The organism is Synechococcus sp. OH30 (assembly GCF_047462175.1).
Taxonomy (GTDB): Bacteria; Cyanobacteriota; Cyanobacteriia; order Thermostichales; family Thermostichaceae; genus Thermostichus.
In genome coordinates this window covers 43,528-62,708 of sequence record NZ_JANSIP010000003.1, presented here as the reverse complement: position 1 = coordinate 62,708, position 19,181 = coordinate 43,528, and the positions used below count along the sequence as shown (strand labels likewise).

Below are 19,181 nucleotides of genomic sequence, written 5' to 3'. Positions count from 1 at the left end.
CCTCTGGACTGGCTGTTCTAGGCTGGCCCTAGGGGGATCAGGGCAAGTAGGGCAGGGGATTGACAGGCGCGCCTCCGCCAGGGCGGACTTCAAAGTGCAGGTGGGGTCCTGTGCTGTAGCCCGTGTTGCCCCGGCTCATGATGACCTGGCCCTGCTGCACGTACTGGCCCTCGGACACATAGATCTGGTGGCCGTGGGCGTAGCGAGTAACGATCCCGTTAGGATGGCGAATGTCCACGTAATTGCCGTAGCCATCTCCAGCGTTGCCGGCAAAGGTCACCAGCCCCTCCTGAACGGCTACCACCGGCGATCCCAGCGGGCCAGCGATATCGATCCCCGCATGGAAGCGACCCCGACGGTAGCCAAAGCCAGAGGTGACTTGCCCCGAAACCGGCCAAATGAAGCCGCTGCGGCGGGCTGGGGGAAGAGGCGGAAGAGAAGCTGCTGGCCCTGGCCGAGCTTGGGGCTGACTGCGGGCTCTTCGAAGGGGGGTGGCGGTGGGCTGCGGGCGGGGGGCGGGAATCGTTAGGCGCTGGCCAATGCGCAGCCAATGGGGGTTGGGCAGGTTGTTAGCCTGGATAATTGACCGCTGCGTCACCCCGTAGCGAGCAGCAATCCGCTCGATGGTGTCGCCGGCTCTCACGGTGTGGGTCAAAAGGGCCTGCCCTGCTGGCAGCCTCTGCTGGGCTCGGCGTGGCCGCTCAGTTTGTAAGCGAGCTTGTGCCTCTGCTTGGCGCTGGGCTTCCTCTTCCTGGCGGCGGCGCTCTTCCGCTTCGCGGGCTTTTTGAGCGGCAATTCTCTCCTTCTCCCGCCGGATTAGCTCGCCCACATCACCGGGGATGAGCAGCCGCTGGCCAATACGTAAATATTCAGGCCGCTCCAGAGGGGTGGCCTCAATAATTCGTTGCTGCGGAACTTGATAGCGCTTGGCAATACCTTCCAGGGTATCGCCTGCCTTGACGGTGTAGATTAACCCCGGCTGGCTAGGGATCAGCAGTTTCTGCCCTGGCTTTAGCTCAGTTCTAGCCTGCAGGCCGTTGGAAACGGCGATGGCAGCAGCATCGAGCTGATACCTCTGGGTTAGGTGCCAGAGGGTTTCTCCTGGCTGCACCTCATGCTCGAGAATGCCTCGGGGCCCTTCCCCTGTTGGGATTTGACCAGCCTCGAGGGCTTGCCGCAGTTGGGCTTTTTTGAGCTCGTAGTTCTGCTGCAGGGCGCCGGAGAGGGTATGCACTGAGGGTGGGATCAGCTCGGCTAGCTCTGCTCCCAAAGGGTAACGAGACAGCTGGCGTTGCTGCAGAGTAGCAGCCCCCGCCACACCCAACATGAGTAAAAGACCGGTGGCCCAGGCTGGATACCCTCGGTAAGCAACCCCCGGCGAGGGAGCTGCCCTCTCGGAGGAGCCCGGCTCCTCAGCGGAACTCGGCAGCGGCTCCTGCCAAACCTCTGCTCTGGGATCCGCCTTCAGCTTTAGGAGCCACACCAGGCTGGCTAAGCTGAGAGAGAGGGCCAAGCCAGCCCACCAACGTCTGGATAGGGCGGAGAACGTTTCAGGATCCCACTCCTTGCCTCCTTCCCCAGAGGGATCTGGAGCTGGCGGGATTCCTACCGAATCCTCAGCCGGAGAGAAAGTCCTAGGGGTATCTAGCTCCTCCCTCTGAGAATCTGAGAAGGTTAATTTTGGAGGCATCCTCACACCACTAGGTAGAGTGCAAGAGAAGAAGTAACCTCTTGGCCCCGCGCCTCGCTTGAAAGCAGCAAGGCTCAAGCCAATGTAACGAATCAGTTTGCACTCTGGTTAGGTTACCGTAGTTGGTAAATCTAGACAAGTCTTCGCAGGTAATTCCAGCTACGATGGTTGCACTACGATGATTTCAGCCTTCTACCTCTTGCAATTTTGCCTAGCCTTATCCCGGGGAGGACGGCGCCTTGGAAAGTAGAGTCCACTTTGCTGTACTTAAAGTTACAACTACAAGCTAGGGCTTTCCATGACTTTAGTTGTCTATAACACTTTGACTCGCCGCAAAGAAGTCTTCCAGCCCCTTGCTGCTAGTGAGGTGGCGGAGGGGGAAAAGCCACTGGTGCGGATGTACGTCTGCGGTGTTACAGTTTACGACCTCTGCCACCTGGGTCACGCGCGCGCCTATGTGGTGTGGGACATGGTGCGCCGTTACCTAGAGTGGCGGGGCTACTGGGTCAAGTATGTGCAGAACTTTACCGATGTGGACGACAAGATCCTCAAGCGGGCACTGGAGCGGGGCGAATCGATGCAGGCGGTGGCGGAACGCTTCATCGCCGAGTACTTCCAGGACATGGATCGCCTCAACGTCAAGCGGGCCGATCTCTACCCCCGGGCAACCCAATCCCTGCCGGCAATGTTCGAGCTAATCCAGGCGCTAGAGCTCAAGGGCTTTGCCTATCGGGTACGGGATCCGCAGGGGAAAATCCCAGGCTATAGCGTCTACTACACTGTCCGTAAATTCCCAGACTACGGTCAACTCTCCGGTTGCAAGCTGGAGGAGCTGGAGGCAGGGGCCAGTGGCCGGGTAGGGGAGGAAGGGGCTGGCAAACGAGATCCCTGGGATTTTGCTCTTTGGAAAGCGGTTCCCCCTTCCGAGCCGGGGTTTGAGTCTCCCTGGGGCTGGGGACGTCCGGGCTGGCACATCGAATGTTCGGCCATGGTGCGGGAAAACTTGGGGGATCACATCGACATTCACGCCGGCGGGGCCGATCTCATTTTTCCCCACCACGAGAATGAGCTCGCCCAATCCGAGCCGATTACCGGCAAGCCGCTGGCCAAGTACTGGCTGCACAACGGCTTTGTCAACGTCAACGGCCAGAAGATGTCCAAATCTTTGGGCAACTTCACCACCCTGCGCCAGGCGCTTGCCGTCTATCACCCTATGGCCCTGCGGCTGTTCTTGTTGCAGACCCACTACCGCAGCCCGATTGACCTCACCGAGGCTGGAATGCAGGCGGCTAGCCGCGGCTGGGAAACCCTCGAGAAAGGGATCCACTGCGCCGAGCAGTTTTGCCAAGGGGAGACAGCCTCCCCTGATCCCAAGGCGATGCAAGCCTTCCAAGCGGCTATGGACGATGACTTTGGCACCCCTGGGGCCCTGGCTGTTGCTTTTGAACTGGCCAAGGAACTGATCCGTGAGCACAACCTGTTGACCCACCAGGGCTACACCCAGCTGGAGCCGCAGGTACTCGGGCAAAAGGGTGCTGCCCTGTTGGAGATCTTAGCTACGCTGGGCTTTTGCTGGTTGCAGCCGGCTGTAGCTGCTCCAGGCCAGGCAAGCGCCCTCCAGAAAGAGGGGCTGCCTCTGCCGCAGGAGCAGATCGAAGAGTTGGTGGCGCAGCGCACGGCTGCCCGCAGGGCGAAAAACTTTGCCGAGGCGGATCGGATTCGAGAGCAGCTAAAGGCCCTGGGGATTACCCTCATCGATCAAAAAGATGGCACCACCCGTTGGCTGCGGGAGTAGGAAGCCTGAGGTGAGCCGCCTACCCCGAAAGGCTAGCAATGGCCTTGTGGTAGAACTGGCGCATCTCAGCAAACCACTCCACCCGCGAGGGATCCCAGGTGTAGAACATGTGGCCGCCGCGGTAGTGGCGCAAGAGGAGGTTGGCCCTAAGGCGAGGATCCAGCTTCATCAAGTCCACCAGGTGGTTAGAGGCAAAGTAGGGCGTAACCAAATCGTAGAAGCCGTGGTGAATGCTCACCCGCAAGTGGGGATTGAGAGCCATGCTGCTGCGCAGCTCGTCCATAGCGCCAATGAACCCCTGCTTGAGCTCCCCTTTGGGGGTAAAGCGCCAGGACTTGAACACCTCTAGGTTGAGGAGGTGGTAGGTCAAGTCTGTGTCCACCTGGAGGGTCTCCCGCAGGTGGCTGTTGATGGCGGCAGTAAACAGGCGATCCACCCCATCCAAGGTGGGATCGGATCCTGCAAAGGTAGGCCGATCCGGAAAGGGATCCACGGTGGTTACCGAGGCATCGTAGAGCCCCAACACCAACCGCTGGGAGCGCAACAGCTCGCGGGCAAAGCTGGCCGGGTCGATCCGCCCGCCCTTGTGGGCCACATACTCAGGTGAGAGTCCGATCCCTGCCGCCATCTCTGCATAGATGGCTTGCCGCTCTGCCTCTGGCATTGCCTCCCCCATGGCCAGAAGCGGCAACAGGCGTTGCCGGGCAAAGCTTTCTGCTTTGGGCAGCAGGATCTGCAAATCCTCCCCCCAACCACACCGCCCATGATGGGCTGCTGTGGCTACATAGGAAGGGAAAAGCATTGCCCAGCTGCTGAGGTTGTAATCGTTGGTCTCCAACAACCCAAACTCAAGCGCTGGCGAAATGAGAATGGCCCCTGACAGGCCGACCCCAAACCTGGACTGCAGCTCCTTGGCCAGCCGTGCCACCCGAAACCCACCGTAGCTCTCACCAGCAATAAAAATTGGAGAGAGCCAGCGTTTGTAGCGCGAGAGGAAGCCCTGGATAAACTCGCCTAAGGACTGCAGATCCCGCTCCACATCCCAGAAGGGCGCTTCCTTGGGAGGCTCCTCCTCCTTGTCTAGCGGCTGAGTGGGCTTGGGGGCAGAGGTTGCCCCAGCTCCCTGAGACTCTTTGGAAGATGGGGAGTCCTCCGAGATGGCGCGGCTAAAGCCTGTCCCTACTGGGTCGACAAAGACCAGGTCGGTAAAGGGCAGCCAACTTTCGGCGTTATCCACAAGGTGTACCGGCGAGGGGGGCAGACTGCCGTTGGGCCCAAAGCGAATGCGTTTCGGCCCCAGCGCACCCATGTGCAGATAGGCAGAGGCTGCCCCTGGCCCTCCGTTGAAAACAAAAGTAAGAGGGCGGTGCTGGGGCTCAGCGTCCTGGCGCAAATAGGCGACGTGGAAGATCTCCGCTACTGGCTTTTCTCGGCGGAAGAGCCTTTGCCAACCAGCCAAGGCCTTGTAGGGGAAGGGCTCTCCTCCAGCGGTAAAGGTGTGCTCAGTGGTGTGCAGGGCAGGGGTGGACTTGGGTTCTACCGCCATAGGTGTCAGGGATCCGCAATCTAACCGATCCCCAGTCAATCACAAGTTGCCGGCCATCCATCTCTTCCAACCTGCTTCTTTCGCGTTAGTGGCTAGAGCAGCCGGCTTCCCCCTTGATCCACCAGGGGGACCACAAGCTGCGGGCAGGTCAGTGGAGAAGCCACCAACGGTTTTCGGCGGAGCTCCTACAAAGCCAGTGGAGCTTCCAAGGTCAAATAAAAAGACTGGCCAGGGCGTAGCACCACCACCTGGGGAGCCGTGACATTGCCCACCACCCCTCCCGCCACCGCGCCCCCCAGAACGTTACCTAGCGAGAGGTTGCCCGTGAGTGCCCCTAGCACCACACCCGCCGCTGCCCCAATAGCCGCATCTTGGGCAATGGCCTCAGCCGTGGAGTGGCGGGGATCCTTCTCGTCGGGAAGGACGCTGGAAGAAGCCCGCAGGCTGTAGGTGCGACCGCCAAGGACAATGGAAGTGGCCACAAAGCGGGATCCGCCCGCTGCTGGCTCCATTTGCCCGAAAACGCGACTGCCGGCTGGGATCACCAAGCGCCCCTGGCTGTCGAAAATGTTCTGCGTAACGGCCACCTCTAGGGGATAGAGGGTGTCCGGGTAAAAGTACTGCGGCCCTTCGCTGCTGAGGCTGCCGACGGGGATAAGGGTCCCCTGGTCAAGACGGTAGGCACCCAATTCAAAAAGGGTCTGGGCCTCCACTGGCAGAGAGGCTAGGCCAGGGATCCCGGTTAAACCAATCGTGACTGCTACTAGAATGGCTCTCATTGCAAAATCTCTGCTTCGGCCAACGTTATCCAGCCAAAGTTCTGGCTCTTTTTTTGTCTTCAACTTTAAGCGGTTCTCGTTGCCTAGCGCTTGCCTTCACAAACGGGGCTTCTGCAGCAGCCAGAGTTCTGTTGCTACTGGATGTGGCTATGAGCCTCGCCCTGGACTCGTAGACACCCCCCGCGAAGATAGGGTAGGCTGCCCTACAGCCCCGCCGTGGGACCTCCCTGGCCCCCTCGTGGAGGGACTAGCAGGAGGGCAGGAGGAGGTCACTCAACGTTTTCGTTGCTTACAAACCCTGACTCCTCTGCAGAGCCAGGGGATTGCAGCGCGTGCTTGAGAGCATGCCATGCCAGGTTGGCACACTTGATGCGCACTGGGAACTGGGCGACCCCCTTCATGGCATTGAGGAAGCGGTACTCTCGGGGAAATTCTTCGCCGCCGCGCATCATGGCCTGAAAGCGCTCCACCAACTGCAGCGCTTCGGGAATAGTACGCCCCCGCACAGCATCAGCCATTAAATCGGCAGAAGCCATAGCAATAGCGCAACCTTCCCCCTCGAATTTGACATCGACAATCTGCTCCTGGTTGGGATCCAGCTGCAAAGTGAGATCAACTGTGTCGCCACAGGAGGGGTTATGGCCGCGTTGGTGGCGGTGAACCGGATTTACCCTGCCAAAGTTGCGAGGCTTTCTGTAGCGCTCGAGAATCACTTGTTGGTAGAGTCCGCGCAGGTTGTCAAGAGGCATTGTTGTTCCCAGCTAATCAACACCTGAGGAGTTGCGTTCGGGCAACATCCTCCCTTTCCAGGAGCCTGGGGAAGCAGCCCCCTCGGATGGTTTGGCGAAATCTAAGTTAATCTTAACTTTATTCTCAGCTGAGACTAGGCCTGCAGAGGGTGCAAGCTATCTAGGCAGGAGCTCTGGCCAGGCTACTTGGGGAACAATGGTGCGCCGCCCGGCCAACGCAAGCGCATCAAAGCGCATCAAAGGGATCCCAACCAGCGCCGCCAGCTCCACCAGGGAGCCCCTCTTCTGCGGGCCCGGAACAGCTCGGCCACTTCTTCGCCGCTGGGCCGAGCCCTAAAGGTCTGGAGGACGCTGTAGCAGCCGTCTTCCTCCTCCTGCCACACACTCCAGGGATCCGGATAGGCGCGAAACAGAGCCCCTCCCACCAGTGAGCGCAGATAGTAGCTGGTCTCAAAGGTACTCAGGAAGCGCTGCCGCAGCCGCCGGCCCGCCAACCCCACTCCCACCGTGGCGGCGTCTTGAAGCTGGGGGTTGAGGAGCACAACAGGCTTGGGATCCCGGCCTTTGGCCGGATCCCCGCCGCTGACCGCCTGGCAGACCCGCTCCACCTGGTCCAAGTTGTAGACTGCTGGCATGACGAAAAGGAGGCTCTGTTCTGGTGTAGGTTGGGTGCGGGCAGTCAGGCTCTGCAGTTGCACTCCTTCGGGAAGGGATCCCCACTCCCGCTGGGCTAGGGCTGCTCCGCCGGCATCGCTAAACAACACCAAAGCTGGTGGCTGGAGCAGCTGCAAGAACGGCCGGGCCAAGACCTCTGGTTTAATCTCAGGAGCAAGAAGCTCAATGAGCAAACGGCGATACCCCGCCTGTATGGCCAGCTGCGTGGCCTGAATGGCCTGCTCACAGGCCTGGGCCAGGTCGACAGGCAAGTGGGGAAATTGGGTTAGTTGTAGGTGCTCGGCCACAGTCCAATCCCACTAGAAGACACTTAGCCGGACGACTCTTCCCAAGCCCTGTGGGTGAGCAACTCCTCCAGCACCCGTACCCCCCGCAGTTGGTTGGAAAGGGGCAGGTGACCCTTGGGAGCAGAGAGATCCCAGGTAAACTCCTCAGGATAGCGGGTCCAGTGGTAGCCTTGCTTCCAGCCAATGAGCGACCAAAAGCGCTCCCAATTGCGATTTACCCCCAGCCACAGCTGCCGCTGCACCGAGTAGCCGAAGCGATCCCCAGAAGCCGCCCGCCACAGGGCATCGATGGTGCGCAAATCCTCCACTGGGATCCGGCTTACCTCAGAAAAGTACAACCAGCCCCGCCGCAGTGCCCCCTCTCCTGCTGCTTGACACAGCAATTGTAGACTTAGGCGATCCGCCTCCCGCCAGGCTCCTGCCAACAACAGCTCCTGCAAAGGCCGGTAGTCGATGTTCAGGGCCGAAATCAGAGGCACAGCTACCATTGCCCAGTTGCCGAAGGTCTTCCTCGATATCTTAGTCCCCTCAGCTTTCGGGCGGGTACTGGGGCGGATCCCCAAAGATGAGGCGATAGCCGATGTAGGCCACCCCCACCAGCCCCGCTAGAATCCACAAGAAGGTCGAGAAGGGCAGATAGGAAAAAAAGATCACATAGACCCGGCGGCTAAGCCAAGAGAGAATGAGATAGGCCGCTGCCACGAGGCCGATCCCTTGCAGAGTGCGGAAAGCCGGCACCCGCGAGAGCGGCATGCGCTGGCGGGCCACCCAGATGGAGGCAAGAAAATAGTAGGGAGGCACCAGCAACAGGAACATATCCGCCTGCTTGACCACTGCCTGCCAGCTAGCTGTGTTGGTGGCGTAGGCCAGGTAGCCAGCCCAGAGGACAAGGCTTACTGCTGCTAGGCCAAGGTTTAAGCTAAGCAAAAAAGGCTCTTCCCACTGCCCCGGGATCCAGTGGCAGAGAACCCAAACCAACCAGGGGGCGGCAAAGAGCAAGATGGCAATTGTTGGGCCGTTGGTGTTGAGCTGCGTGAAAAACGTTTCCAGCGTCATACAAAAAAAATGTCAATTTCTCTCGCTAGTAGTGTAGTTCCAATCCTTGCCCAAAATCTGTCAACAAGGTGGTAGGAATCAAGTCTTTCCGACAACCGGAAAAGTCCTTCTCCCAAGCCAACACCCCTCCCCCACGAAGGAGAGGGGCAACTGGCTGGACAACGGCTCAAACTACAGACCTTGCAGCACTGTGTCCTGGCGCACCGAGAGGTTCTGGATGCGGGTATCCTGGGCAGCCGGTGTGTCGGCTTGGGTAAACACCCCGATCTGCCGCAGGTAGCGAGCTAGAGCATCCTGTTCGCTGCCGGGAGTATCGAAGGTGAGGCCGGAACTGGGGGCCAAGTTCACCCGGTTGGGGTTAGACAGGCGCGGGAAGGGGTAGTCATCCCCACCGTTGGCCAAGAAGTCCAGCGTCACCAGGCGGAAGGTACGGCGGGGATCCCCTTGCAGCTGGCCGTTGCGCACCACTACATCAGGGCCCCTGGGGGTATCCACCCGCAAAGAAACTACGCGGGATCCCGGTGGCCGCGAGGGATCAAAGCTGAAGGCAAAGCCGCCAATCTGCGGGAAGCGGCCTGGTGTAGCCCCTGGCTGGGTTTGGGCCACTCCATGTTCTATCAATTGCTTCAGCTCCTCGGCGGTGACGGTTACTAGCGACAGGCCGTTGTTAAAGGCCAGAGCGGTTTCGATATCCAGTTGCGAAATTTGGCCTGCCTGCTTGCCGGCATCGGGGTTGGCCAGCGGAGGGATCCGCCGCACTGGCTCGCCGCCGCCGCCACCGGTGGTAGCTCCGATGGGAGCGCGAATGCCGCCGCCGTTTTTTAGAGAGATGACCGTGGTGGGGTCAACCGTTCTGGCGTAGGCCAAGTTGGCATCAGCCGTGAGGTTGCCCAGGTTGGTTTCCTCGGTGCGTACCTCGGCCCGCAGGCCGTTGAGGAACTGCGTTGTGGAGCCAAAGATGCGTCCATCCTTGGTGCGGATGATGTTGCCGATCTCGTTGGCCACCCGCACCACCTCAGGGTTGGGAGTGCCGCCTACGGCTGCTACCCCTTGCTCGTCGGTGGCATAGGCGCCGCTTACCGGATCAATGCGGGCAATCACCCCGTTGGCGTCGAAGCCAACCACCAAGCGGCCCACGTAGCGGTAGTTGGCGCCGGTGTTGACCACCGCCACCGGCTGGCCACTGGCGGAGGAGCGCAGAATCGGGTAGTCGCCCGTGCGCACATCCCCAGGGCGCAGGCGGTCGGTGGACTTGGCAATCACCCGATGGGAGCCCCCTGCAATGATGACGTCCACATCCCGCAACTGGCTGGCCAGGGCCACCTCGTTTTGGAGCTGCTGCAGGTGGGCCAGGAGGATGATCTTGTTAATGCCCTGGGCAGTAAGCTGGTTAACGAAATTTTGAATCAAGGCGGCGCTGACCTGGTCACTGTCATCTACTCTGCCTTCCACCCTTACTTCAGGGCCAGGACTGGAAATGGCAGCTAGGCGCGTGGTGGTGGCTCCCACTAGGCCAATTCGCTGTCCCCCTACAGTAATCACAGCGGTTTTGGCAATCTTGCCCGGAATGGAACTGGCCTCTTGCCCATCGGGAGCTAGATCAGTGCTGCTTAATTCGCCGGTGCCGCTAAAGCTGAGGTTGGCGCTTAGGTAGGGAAAGCGGGCGCCCGCATAGCCGCGGCTAGGGTCAGGCCGCAGGAGGTCGCGGAGTTGCCGGGTACCCTGGTCAAACTCGTGGTTGCCAAGAGCAGAGGCCTGAAAGCCAATGGCATTGAGGATCTCGATATCAGCCTTGCCAGGCGTGCGGTCGTAGCGAGCCCGCAGCGAGGGATCGGCGCTGGCGTTGTAGAAGGGGCTGGGAATGTAGTTGTCGCCACTAGAGAGGATCACGGTGTTGGGAAATTGGGGCCGCAGCGCATTCACCACCGCCGAGAAGCGGGGTGCATCCTGAACGGCAGCGATGGAAGCTTCTAAGTCGCTGGCGTGCAAAATCTGCAGCGTGAAGACAGGCGGCTGGGGGGAGAGGGTGACATTGGGATCCGAGGCAATAAACCCCGCTCCTCCCCCGGCTGGAGGAACTGAGCTGCCGTCGGTGGTACCGCAGGCGTTAGCCAGACCCAGCGCCAAGCAGCACAGCCCAGCCCCAAGGGACTTGGCCAGAGGGTTCACCCAAGCCGGGAACCCTCCCTTGGCAGGGGCAGACCCTCGCGTGCAACAAGCTGGTTTCATGACCATCCCTACACTCCGTCCACAAGACGCCCTCGCGTTCACGTTACCAGGGCTGGGCGGGAGGTTTTGCTATGGTTTGTTTAAGGTTAGGTCAAGCCCGGGTTAAGCTTGGCTGGGATCCCAGCCAAACTGGTGCAGGTCCACCCGGCCCTCGGCGTCGAAGGGGATCCCTTCGGCTTGGAGCAAGACTTTTTGCAGGTCGTCGTAGCCAAGGCGAAAGGGGGAGTAGGAGATGCGCCCTTGGGCGTTGATCACCCGGTGCCAGGGGATGTCGGTCTTTTGGCCTTGCAGGCGAAACAGGGCATAGCCCACCTGGCGAGCATACCCCGGATAGCCGGCCAGCCGCGCCACCTGCCCATAGGTGGCCACCCGCCCCGGCGGGATGCGCCGCACAACCTCATAAAAGCGCTGATAGAGGCTGATGGATTGAGCCTCGGTGGGGCAGGCCGGTGTCATAGGGATCCCTCCCCAAACTCAAGAGACAATGGAAGTGGCCAAGGACAAGCGCAGCTTATTCTTATGAGTTATCTCATTGCCGTCCTGCCGGATCGCATGGCTGCCGAAGCGGCCTACAGCGCCCTGGAACAAGCGGGCTTTCCCGTGGAGCGGCTGCACCTCCTGGGGCGAGGCTACAAAACGGCAGATGAGTTTGGGCTCATCGATCCGGCCCAAGCAGCCCGCCGGCAGATGCAGCGCCTAGCCATTTGGCTGGTGCCCTTTGGCTTCTTGGCGGGAGTGGGGTTCAGCCTCCTCAGCGGCCTGGATACCTTTGCTTGGGCGGGATCCCTGGGCAACCACCTCATTGGCGGCCTATTGGGTGCCCTGGGCGGGGCCATGGGCAGCTTTTTTGTGGGGGGAGGAGTGGGTCTAACCAGTGGCTCTGGCGATGCCCTTGCCTACCGCAACCGCCTCAATGCAGGCAAGTACGTGCTCATTGTGGAGGAAGCAAGCGAAACCCGCCTTCGCGAGGCGACGCGGATTTTGCGCCAATTTGAGCCGGAGAATCTACAAGGGTACAGCGAGCACCTTTGAACTTGACCTAGCTGCCGGTACAGCAAGCTTAGACCCTTTGCGTACGTGCAATTAATTGTGAGGTAGCAAAAAGCATGTTTTGGCAGTGGCGGCGACCTTTGGCCTTGCCTGCTCCAGTGGGCCGCAACTGGGCCGTTGGCCTGGGAGCAGGGATCGCCGGGCTGGCCTCTGGGCCGGCTCTTGCCCACCACGCTCTGGGCGGGAGATTGCCGGCCACAGGATGGGAAGGATTTCTCTCGGGGCTGGCTCACCCTGTTATTGGCTTAGATCACCTGGCCTTTGTGGTGGCCATGGGTCTCATTGCAGCGGGGCAGCCCTGGCGCTACGGGATCCCTTTGGGCTGTGTGCTGGCCAGTCTACTGGGCACCGGGATCCACCTGGCCGGCTGGGATCCCTTGGGGCTGACGGAGTTGGCGATTGCCTGCTCCATAGTTCTCTTTGGCCTACTGCTGGTTCAATCGCGGCAGCTCCCCAGTTGGCTCTTGCTGCTGTGGGGGTCCCTGGCTGGGCTATTCCATGGCTATGCCTATGCCGAAGCCATCCTCGGCGCCGAACCCATGCCCTGGCTGGGCTACTTACTGGGGTTGAGCACCGTGCAATATGGGGTAGCGCTCCTTGCCCTCTGGGCAGCTGAAACCTGGGCAGAGAGGATCCCTGGCTTCATCCGCAGCGCCGGCTGGATGATTGCGATAGTGGGGTCTATATTCCTGACGTTGGCGGTGGTGAGCTCCTAGACACCGTTGCACTGGGGATCCCCAATCCGGTACAAGGATAACGGTGAAGATCAACTCAAACAAGGGGAGATCCCATGGAGCGCACTTTTATCGCCATCAAGCCAGACGGCGTGCAGCGGGGTCTGGTGGGCACCATTATCCAGCGCCTGGAAAGCCGGGGCTACCAATTGGTGGGCCTAAAGCTGGTGCAGGTAAGCCGAGAGCTGGCAGAAGCCCACTACGCTGAACACAAGGAACGCCCTTTCTTCCCCGGCCTGGTAAAGTTTATTACCTCAGGGCCAGTGGTGGCCATGGTCTGGCAGGGCAAAGGAGTGATTGCTGCCGCTCGCAAGCTAATTGGCAAAACCAACCCCCTGGAAGCCGAGCCGGGCACCATCCGCGGCGATTTTGGCATTGATATTGGCCGCAACCTTGTCCACGGTTCTGACGGGCCGGAAACTGCCCAGCGGGAGATTGCCCTTTGGTTTCAAGAATCCGAGCTGGTGAACTGGACGCCTGCCACCCAAAGCTGGATTTACGAAGAGCTGTAGAGCTGCAAAGGGCACTCAAGACTCAAGCATCTGGGCTGGCACTACAATAAGAGTATTGCCCTCGCGCTCGATCACGTAAAGCTCTTGACCAGGTTGGATGGCTAAGTTAGGGATACTGCACTTGGCATTCCAGATGGAGCCGAGATAGGAGACCCGACCCCGCTCACCCGGCGGAATGGCCGTAACTGCCCGCGCTTCTCGCGATTCCTTCAGGGGATCTTCCAATTGCGTTGAAGGAGAGGGCAGCAGACGCCGGCTGAGAATGATTAGCCCAAGGGAGAGCCCAATCCAAGCCAAGAACTGGGCCCAAACTGGCCAACCCCAATGGGCCAAAAGAGCAGCGCCTAGAGCAGCCAAACCCACTGGGCCAGCTACCAGCCCCGGCAAAAACAGCTCGGAGGCAATGAGAACCAACCCAAGAACAATCCAGGGCCAAACCATAGGACCTAGGGATCCCACCACGTTTAGTATGGCTCACAGCCTCTGGATTCTGGGCAGGGATCCCTTTTTCTCCTCGCTAGACTGCCAGCTAGCCACCCAGGGGGTAGGGCTTCAAAAACTGCAAGGGATCCCTCTCCTCCTAAGGGGAATTCTTGGGTAAGTTCCTGGACTCGGCAAGCCGCATCAGGGTTTCCCAGTCTGTGTTCATGATGAAGGCCACCGCCTGAAGGGCTGCTTCTCGGTGGGGGCAGGCCTCGCCTAAAACGCAGCCATCTCGGCAAAGAGTGGCGCAGTCGTGCTCAGGGCTCTTGAGATTTGGGCCAGCCATACCGTCGTTCTCTCCTGGGGTTTTACATTTTCTTTAGGATACCCGACCTGAAGAGAATCTTGCGCCTGCTAGGGATCGGAATAGGCGCAGATAGCCTGGATGAGGTGAGAAGACCGGTTAAGCCCAGAGGAGCAGTGGTCTTATGGAGTTTTCCCAACTGCAAGTGCTGGTGGAGCGGGCTCTGGAAGATAAGAAGCTAACCCGCAGCGAGGTGGATCAAATCATCGCCGCCATCCGGGCCGATGGCAAAATCTCCCCGGAAGAGATGAACTTGCTGGAGTCCATTCGCGAGAAGGTGCTGCGCCGAGAAATTCAGGTGGTGGAAGAGTAAGGGGCGGGGATCTCTTTTTGCAGGTAGAGGGTAACCTCGCTGCGGTTGTGGAATAGGTGGCGGGCTCTCACCACGGAAAAAGCCTTGCCCAAAATGTCCAGCGTTTGCTGCAGCACCCGCAGGCGGGAGCGGCGGGGGAGTTTTAGGGTCATCACGGCTGCCCCCTGCGGCTCCAGATAAGGGGCAAAAGCCACCATCAAATGGGCAGAGGCGCGGCCATCCATGCGCATGTCGTTGAGAATGAGGTGAAACCGCCCCGCGCAGCGAGCCAGATAGGCTTGGGCGCTGAGGCGGTGGTGACAAATGCCGGCATCGGAGCGGAGACGCTTGTCCAGCTCTGCCGGATCCACGGCCGTCACCTGCTGGCCATGCAGGCGCAAAATGCGCGACCAGCCCCCCGGCGCTGCCCCCAGATCTAGGGCCTGCCCTCCTGGGTGCAAAGGGATGCGAAACACCTGGATGGCTTCTAGCAACTTGAACTCAGAGCGGCTAATCTGACTGGGATCGCGGCGGAAGCGGTGAATGCCGCCGGCCCACGTGGAGAGGTTTTGCGCTGCCCGCGACAGGCCCAGCCAAGCTCGGATCCCTGTCGGGTTGGCCAGGATCACCACCGAGATCACCTGTTGGGGATCCCTGACCTGCAGCGGCGCCCCCACTGCTGCCGCCACCTGGGCTGCTAGGGCGGCGTTGACTTGAAAGGGCTTGACGTTGAGCTTGCCAAATAGGCGCGTCTGCACAGAAAAGCTGAGGGCAGGGTCGATGGCCGCCAACAGCTCTTCGTCTAGACAGAGTTGCGCTAGGGATCCCTCGTCCAGCTGAAACTCCCGCTGGATGGGGCAGATGTGGCGCAAAAAAATAGGGGGGTTGGCCTGCCAGGCCTGGGCAAGGTCGGCAAAGGAACGCTGACTGCACACCCACACAAGGCCAGGTGCCTCTGGCAAGGGCTGAAGGACGGCCTCGGGATCCGCCGCCGCAATTTCCCGCCTTGCCAGATCCAGAAAGTTGGGGTCGGCGCTGCCCAGCCACAGGTGAGTAGCAGGGGGAAGCAACCTGCTCACTTGACCCGCTGCCATCGCAGATAGGGCAAAGAAGCAGCCACCTCTTGAATCCGATCCCGGGCGGCCAGCAACTGTCCGGTGGCATCCCACGTCCCCTGCACCAGCATCTGCCAGGCCCCCTGCGGGATTTCAACAGCAGCGGCCTTGTCCTCCCAACGCACCTGTTTGTTGAGCAGATCCAGCGTTAACTGGAGCTGCGGGTTTCTGACCACTGCCTCCTGGAGAGTGTGGATTACGCTCGCAGGTGCTGTTACACAGGGGATCCCCAAACTTAGACAGTTGCCGAAAAAGATCTCGGCAAAGCTTTCGCCAATGAGGGCGCGGATCCCCCACTTGGCCAGGGCCTGGGGGGCATGTTCCCGGCTGGAGCCACAGCCAAAGTTAGCGTTGACCAGCAAGATCTCTGCCCCCTGGTACTGAGGCAGGTCAAAGGGGTGCTGGCCGGCAGCTTGGGCGCGGTCGTCGGCAAACACGTGTTGGCCCAAGCCCTCAAAGGTAACGCATCTTAGGAAGCGGGCTGGGATAATCCGGTCCGTGTCAATGTCATTGCCTACCAGTGGGATCCCTCGACCTGTAATACTTAAAACTTCGCTTGCCATGCAAACCCCTGGCGAAACTTCACCCTCCGTCCAGAGATGGGCTAAAAGCGGCGGTAAACTTGGTTCTCCAAGTTGCGCACCTGTCGCTCCAGGCGATCCAGCCGCCCGCGCAGCTCATCCATTTCCGACTGGCGAGGCACGCCCAAATCCTGCAAAACGTTGCGCACCTGCCGCTGCACGTAGGATTCCAAGTTGCTCTGTTCAGTTTTTACCTGGTTGAGCAGGCTGTTGAGGAGATTGGATGCCTCTTCTGAGCTAAGCTGCCCTTTTTGCACCAGCTCATCGGCAGCTTTCTTTAACTGCTCTGCCAACAAAGTCGTGGTGCCAACACCCATCAGTAAGAGCTGACGTAGGATACTATTGTTTTCCAATGCTGCCCTCCAGAGACCACTTGACCAACAGGACTGTCCCCCATGACCTTTCTAGCCCCCTCTCTTAGGGCGGCCTCTGCCATCATAACAAATGAGCTCCACCCCCTCGAAGAGGGGTCAGTTTCAACCCCTATGGGGTGCCGGCCCAGGGGTTTCTGCCACTGGCAGCGCGGAGCGCCTGCCCTCGGGGATAGGGAAAACGCCAAAGTGCTAGCAACAGAGTTGGGCATTCCCCAAAAGATGCGGGAAGATTAGGAGTTAGGAAAGCCGGGATCCCAAGTCTTCTTGTTTGCCGAGGAAACCCCATGCACGATCTGGAGAGTTTGCCAGAACCGGTAGCTGATGCCCTGATCAAAAGTCTGCTTACAGATCTGGAACGGCTCATTAACCAGCATGGTTTGTCGGAGGTTTTGGTGGGGTTGGCCATGTACTGCAATGTGCAGTTCAAGGCCAAGCTCAACAAGCCCAACCGCACTGAGAGGGATGAGGAGTTGGGGTTTTATTTCCGCGACGCTGCCAAGGCTCTAGAGGTAGCAGCCAGCCTCACCTACCGCACCATTGACCGCTCCCGGCCCAGCCAACCCAACGCTTAGCCACCCCCACCTCCAGCCCCTCTCCCTGAGGGAGAGGGGAGGTGGCCAGTGCTCTGGGGTTTGGGGTGGCAAGGGATCCCCCTGGGTTCTTATGCTGGTGGGCAACAGTTGCAGTGAGGCCGAGCGTGAGAGTTGTCTGGGAACGCAGCATTTACGCGGGCAATGGCCGCGTGCCCTGCATTATCTGCGGCGGATGGGCCACCCCGATCCAGAAAAAGGGGCAGCAGGTGCTGCTGGCGGTGGTCTACAACGACCGCGGCCAAATCTATGGCGAGATCTGCCGCAGTTGCCTTAGCCTGGGGGCTAAGGGCATCAAAGAGTATCTACGGGAGCGGATTGCCCGCCTGCGTAGACAACTGCAAGATCTGGAGGAGCTGGAGCGGGGAGAGGTGGAGTTGCCCACCTTGGAGCAGGAGCTGAGCGCTTACCTAGATTGAGGACTGCCCTTCCCGCCGCTCAATCGGGATCTTGAGCCAACGGCTCAGCTCCGAGGCCAGCCATTCCAGCTCTGGCTCCTGCAGACCCGTTAGCTCGTACTTGCGGATGCCCGCCCAGATGTTCAACCGTGGGCTCACCTCCCCGCGATCCCCATCGGAATCCCGTTTGGTATGGCGCGGGATCAACTCCAGCCGGTCAATATCCCGTCGTAAACTAGGGGGAACTGGATGAAAACGTAGGCCAAACAGCTCGTGGGCTAAGCTGATCCGTTCTTTGTCAATATGCAGGTAGGCCTTGCCGAATAACCCGTAGAGGATCCCGCGCATCACTGCCAACCCCACCATCCAGAAGGGCAGCGTGAACAGGCCAACCATCAGATTGCCCGGAAAAGGAGCATACCAAACCGACATGATCGTGAAAAAGGCCATGAAGGAGTTCCAAGTAATGGCGAAAGGCAACGAAGCCAAGGCACCGGATCGTTGGGCCGGGATCACTACCAGAAAGATCTGCTCGGACTTGTACAGTTGAATCCGGCTGCCTGCCGGCTTTCGGCGGGGAACCGCGGCTGCTGTTGAAGGAACCGGCAGGGGGTGGCGATCCAACTGCTCCAGTGCCGCCAGGGCCTGCCGGGCGGAAGTGGGGCGATCCGCCACTAAGGGCTCTGTCAGCCAGCGCAGCCAGTCGCGAAAGGCCGGGCTCAGTTGCACCGCTTGCTCGAACCCAATCCGGGATCCCACCTGCGGCAAGTCCGCCGGATGCTGGCCTGTCAGCAGGTGAATCAGCGTGGCGCCTAGGCTGTAGAGATCGGAGGCAGGCACAGTTCTGCCGCCAAATTGCTCTAGGGGCATGTAGCCGTAGCTCCCCACCACGGTGTAGGATCCCTGCTCCCGCGGCGCAGCCGCCTGCACCGAGCCAAAATCCACCAGGTACACCTGCCCGTCGGCTGCCAACAGAATGTTGCTGGGCTTGAGATCTCGGTGGATAACCGGCGGATGGAGCTCGTGGAGGTAGATGAGGATGCGCAGCAGCTTTTGCGCCAAGTCGCGCACTTCTGGCTCGGCAAAACGTCGCCCTCGCTCTATCCACTCCTGCAACGAGGGGGCATCGATGTAGCTTTGAACCAGCGCCAGGCCGCGCCCCCCTTTCAGGGCAATTTCAAAGCAATCGCGGTACTGGGGAATGGCCGGGTGGGAGAGAGTTTGCAGGATCTGGGCTTCTCGCTCAAACAGCTTCAGGTCGGCCCAGTTGAAATCCGGCCCGAATAGGATTAGCTTGATGACAACCGGTTCTGAGGTGAGGAGATCCCGCGCTAGGTAGGTGTGTCTACCGCTACGCTTGCTCAGCCGCCGCTCGAGTTGATACCGCTGCCGCCAAACTGGACGCTCTGAAGCCATCTCTCCTCGCTCAAGCACCCCGTTTGCTCAGCTCCATAGTAGCTCTAGGACAGGGATCCCCTCGGGGTCAGAAATTTGTTCTGGGAGACAGAATCAATGGGATTCCTGGAAAGCCTATCCAACAGCTTTCCCAAAACGGGCAGGATATGCTGGCGAGGGATCCCTGGTTCTCTACCGAGTCTCCCCTGGCCCCTCCGCCTGTTTCCCCACCTACTACCAGGGCTTTCTCCCCAAGCCAGCCTAGAGGAGATCAAAGCCGCTTGCCGCCGGCGGGTGCCGTCTGCCTGCCGACTTCCCCGAAGGGTTGCGGCAATTGGCCCAGTGAGATACCACGTCCCTCAGCAACGGCCAGATCCCAGCCCTCCCCCTTGCCGCAGCCGGCTGTGACCTCTACTGCTTGGCTTGCTCTCTTGAGTGCCGGCTGGAGGGGGGCTGCTCTCTGTTTGGCAAGTTTGGGTCCTCAGCCCGGCCCAAGGTTTGGATGTGGCCAGCAAAATGAGTTTCTCGGCCACCCCAACTCGCCTGC

At 60.1% G+C, this 19,181-nt stretch carries 22 protein-coding genes; 7 read left to right on the top strand and 15 right to left on the bottom strand.

Going from position 1 to position 19,181, the window contains the following annotated elements:
- Positions 1–37: 37 nt before the first annotated feature.
- The gene (locus tag NW830_RS04585; protein WP_414360569.1) at positions 38–1,513 is read right to left on the bottom strand and encodes a LysM peptidoglycan-binding domain-containing protein; all 1,476 of its coding nucleotides are present in this window, start codon (positions 1,511–1,513) and stop codon (positions 38–40) included.
- A 475-nt stretch (positions 1,514–1,988) separates the two neighbouring features.
- Here NW830_RS04585 and cysS point away from each other — a divergent pair, with 475 nt between their 5' ends.
- On the top strand, positions 1,989–3,485 hold the full coding sequence (gene cysS, locus NW830_RS04580) for a cysteine--tRNA ligase (RefSeq protein ID WP_414360572.1): 1,497 nt from the start codon (positions 1,989–1,991) through the stop codon (positions 3,483–3,485).
- A gap of 19 nt (positions 3,486–3,504) precedes the next feature.
- On the opposite strand, the gene NW830_RS04575 is transcribed toward cysS, so the two are convergent.
- From NW830_RS04575 to NW830_RS04540, 8 genes are all read right to left on the bottom strand, one after another.
- Entirely contained in the window at positions 3,505–5,031 is a 1,527-nt protein-coding gene (locus NW830_RS04575; protein WP_414360573.1) for a S10 family peptidase, read from the bottom strand.
- Between the two features lie 185 nt (positions 5,032–5,216).
- Positions 5,217–5,810, bottom strand: a complete 594-nt coding sequence (locus NW830_RS04570) for a hypothetical protein (protein ID WP_414360575.1) — start codon at positions 5,808–5,810, stop codon at positions 5,217–5,219.
- 269 nt (positions 5,811–6,079) lie between these two features.
- The gene (gene sufU, locus NW830_RS04565; protein ID WP_414360577.1) at positions 6,080–6,559 is read right to left on the bottom strand and encodes a Fe-S cluster assembly sulfur transfer protein SufU; all 480 of its coding nucleotides are present in this window, start codon (positions 6,557–6,559) and stop codon (positions 6,080–6,082) included.
- Positions 6,560–6,795: 236 nt separating this feature from the next.
- Positions 6,796–7,521, bottom strand: a complete 726-nt coding sequence (locus tag NW830_RS04560) for a DUF1995 family protein (protein WP_414360579.1) — start codon at positions 7,519–7,521, stop codon at positions 6,796–6,798.
- A gap of 23 nt (positions 7,522–7,544) precedes the next feature.
- Positions 7,545–8,009: a GUN4 domain-containing protein gene (locus tag NW830_RS04555; RefSeq protein ID WP_414360580.1), complete on the bottom strand. Its 465-nt coding sequence runs from the start codon at positions 8,007–8,009 to the stop codon at positions 7,545–7,547.
- 40 nt (positions 8,010–8,049) lie between these two features.
- Positions 8,050–8,577 carry a hypothetical protein gene (locus NW830_RS04550; protein ID WP_414360581.1) on the bottom strand — a complete coding sequence of 176 codons (528 nt, stop codon included), beginning with the start codon at positions 8,575–8,577 and terminating at the stop codon, positions 8,050–8,052.
- A 171-nt stretch (positions 8,578–8,748) separates the two neighbouring features.
- Positions 8,749–10,746 carry a bifunctional metallophosphatase/5'-nucleotidase gene (locus NW830_RS04545; protein ID WP_414360583.1) on the bottom strand — a complete coding sequence of 666 codons (1,998 nt, stop codon included), beginning with the start codon at positions 10,744–10,746 and terminating at the stop codon, positions 8,749–8,751.
- Positions 10,747–10,908: 162 nt separating this feature from the next.
- Positions 10,909–11,262: an MGMT family protein gene (locus NW830_RS04540; protein WP_414360586.1), complete on the bottom strand. Its 354-nt coding sequence runs from the start codon at positions 11,260–11,262 to the stop codon at positions 10,909–10,911.
- A gap of 63 nt (positions 11,263–11,325) precedes the next feature.
- Between NW830_RS04540 and NW830_RS04535 the strand changes: the two genes are divergently transcribed.
- The 3 genes from NW830_RS04535 (at position 11,326) to ndk (ending at position 13,102) form a co-directional block, all read left to right on the top strand.
- Positions 11,326–11,838 carry a hypothetical protein gene (locus tag NW830_RS04535; RefSeq protein WP_414360588.1) on the top strand — a complete coding sequence of 171 codons (513 nt, stop codon included), beginning with the start codon at positions 11,326–11,328 and terminating at the stop codon, positions 11,836–11,838.
- 74 nt (positions 11,839–11,912) lie between these two features.
- Positions 11,913–12,572, top strand: coding sequence for a HupE/UreJ family protein (locus NW830_RS04530; protein WP_414360589.1), 660 nt, complete (start codon positions 11,913–11,915; stop codon positions 12,570–12,572).
- Between the two features lie 74 nt (positions 12,573–12,646).
- Positions 12,647–13,102 carry a nucleoside-diphosphate kinase gene (gene ndk, locus NW830_RS04525; RefSeq protein ID WP_414360590.1) on the top strand — a complete coding sequence of 152 codons (456 nt, stop codon included), beginning with the start codon at positions 12,647–12,649 and terminating at the stop codon, positions 13,100–13,102.
- A 15-nt stretch (positions 13,103–13,117) separates the two neighbouring features.
- Here the strand turns inward: ndk and NW830_RS04520 are convergent, their stop codons facing one another.
- Both NW830_RS04520 and NW830_RS04515 read right to left on the bottom strand, forming a co-directional pair.
- On the bottom strand, positions 13,118–13,543 hold the full coding sequence (locus tag NW830_RS04520; protein WP_414360592.1) for an NfeD family protein: 426 nt from the start codon (positions 13,541–13,543) through the stop codon (positions 13,118–13,120).
- A gap of 139 nt (positions 13,544–13,682) precedes the next feature.
- Positions 13,683–13,871 (bottom strand): hypothetical protein, encoded by a 189-nt coding sequence (locus NW830_RS04515; RefSeq protein WP_414360594.1) that lies wholly within the window; start codon positions 13,869–13,871, stop codon positions 13,683–13,685.
- 142 nt (positions 13,872–14,013) lie between these two features.
- On the opposite strand from NW830_RS04515, the gene NW830_RS04510 reads away from it, so the two are divergent.
- Positions 14,014–14,202: a hypothetical protein gene (locus tag NW830_RS04510; protein WP_414360596.1), complete on the top strand. Its 189-nt coding sequence runs from the start codon at positions 14,014–14,016 to the stop codon at positions 14,200–14,202.
- Here NW830_RS04510 and NW830_RS04505 read toward each other — a convergent pair.
- From NW830_RS04505 to NW830_RS04495, 3 genes are read right to left on the bottom strand one after another with little or no spacing between them, the layout of a single operon-like run.
- On the bottom strand, positions 14,184–15,260 hold the full coding sequence (locus NW830_RS04505; RefSeq protein WP_414360598.1) for an SAM-dependent methyltransferase: 1,077 nt from the start codon (positions 15,258–15,260) through the stop codon (positions 14,184–14,186). The two genes, NW830_RS04510 and NW830_RS04505, sit on opposite strands and share 19 nt — an antisense overlap.
- A complete protein-coding gene (gene leuD / locus NW830_RS04500) occupies positions 15,257–15,859 on the bottom strand; it encodes a 3-isopropylmalate dehydratase small subunit (protein WP_414360600.1) in 603 nt (200 codons plus the stop codon). Before leuD ends, NW830_RS04505 begins: the two co-directional genes overlap by 4 nt.
- Before the next feature lie 41 nt (positions 15,860–15,900).
- The gene (locus NW830_RS04495; protein WP_414360602.1) at positions 15,901–16,230 is read right to left on the bottom strand and encodes a phasin family protein; all 330 of its coding nucleotides are present in this window, start codon (positions 16,228–16,230) and stop codon (positions 15,901–15,903) included.
- Positions 16,231–16,535: 305 nt separating this feature from the next.
- Here NW830_RS04495 and NW830_RS04490 point away from each other — a divergent pair, with 305 nt between their 5' ends.
- Together NW830_RS04490 and NW830_RS04485 are read left to right on the top strand one after the other, a co-directional pair.
- Positions 16,536–16,823 carry a hypothetical protein gene (locus NW830_RS04490; RefSeq protein WP_414360605.1) on the top strand — a complete coding sequence of 96 codons (288 nt, stop codon included), beginning with the start codon at positions 16,536–16,538 and terminating at the stop codon, positions 16,821–16,823.
- 125 nt (positions 16,824–16,948) lie between these two features.
- A complete protein-coding gene (locus tag NW830_RS04485) occupies positions 16,949–17,260 on the top strand; it encodes a hypothetical protein (protein WP_414360608.1) in 312 nt (103 codons plus the stop codon).
- Here the strand turns inward: NW830_RS04485 and NW830_RS04480 are convergent.
- Positions 17,252–18,655 carry a serine/threonine protein kinase gene (locus NW830_RS04480; protein WP_414360609.1) on the bottom strand — a complete coding sequence of 468 codons (1,404 nt, stop codon included), beginning with the start codon at positions 18,653–18,655 and terminating at the stop codon, positions 17,252–17,254. The genes NW830_RS04485 and NW830_RS04480 overlap by 9 nt on opposite strands.
- Positions 18,656–19,181: the final 526 nt, after the last annotated feature.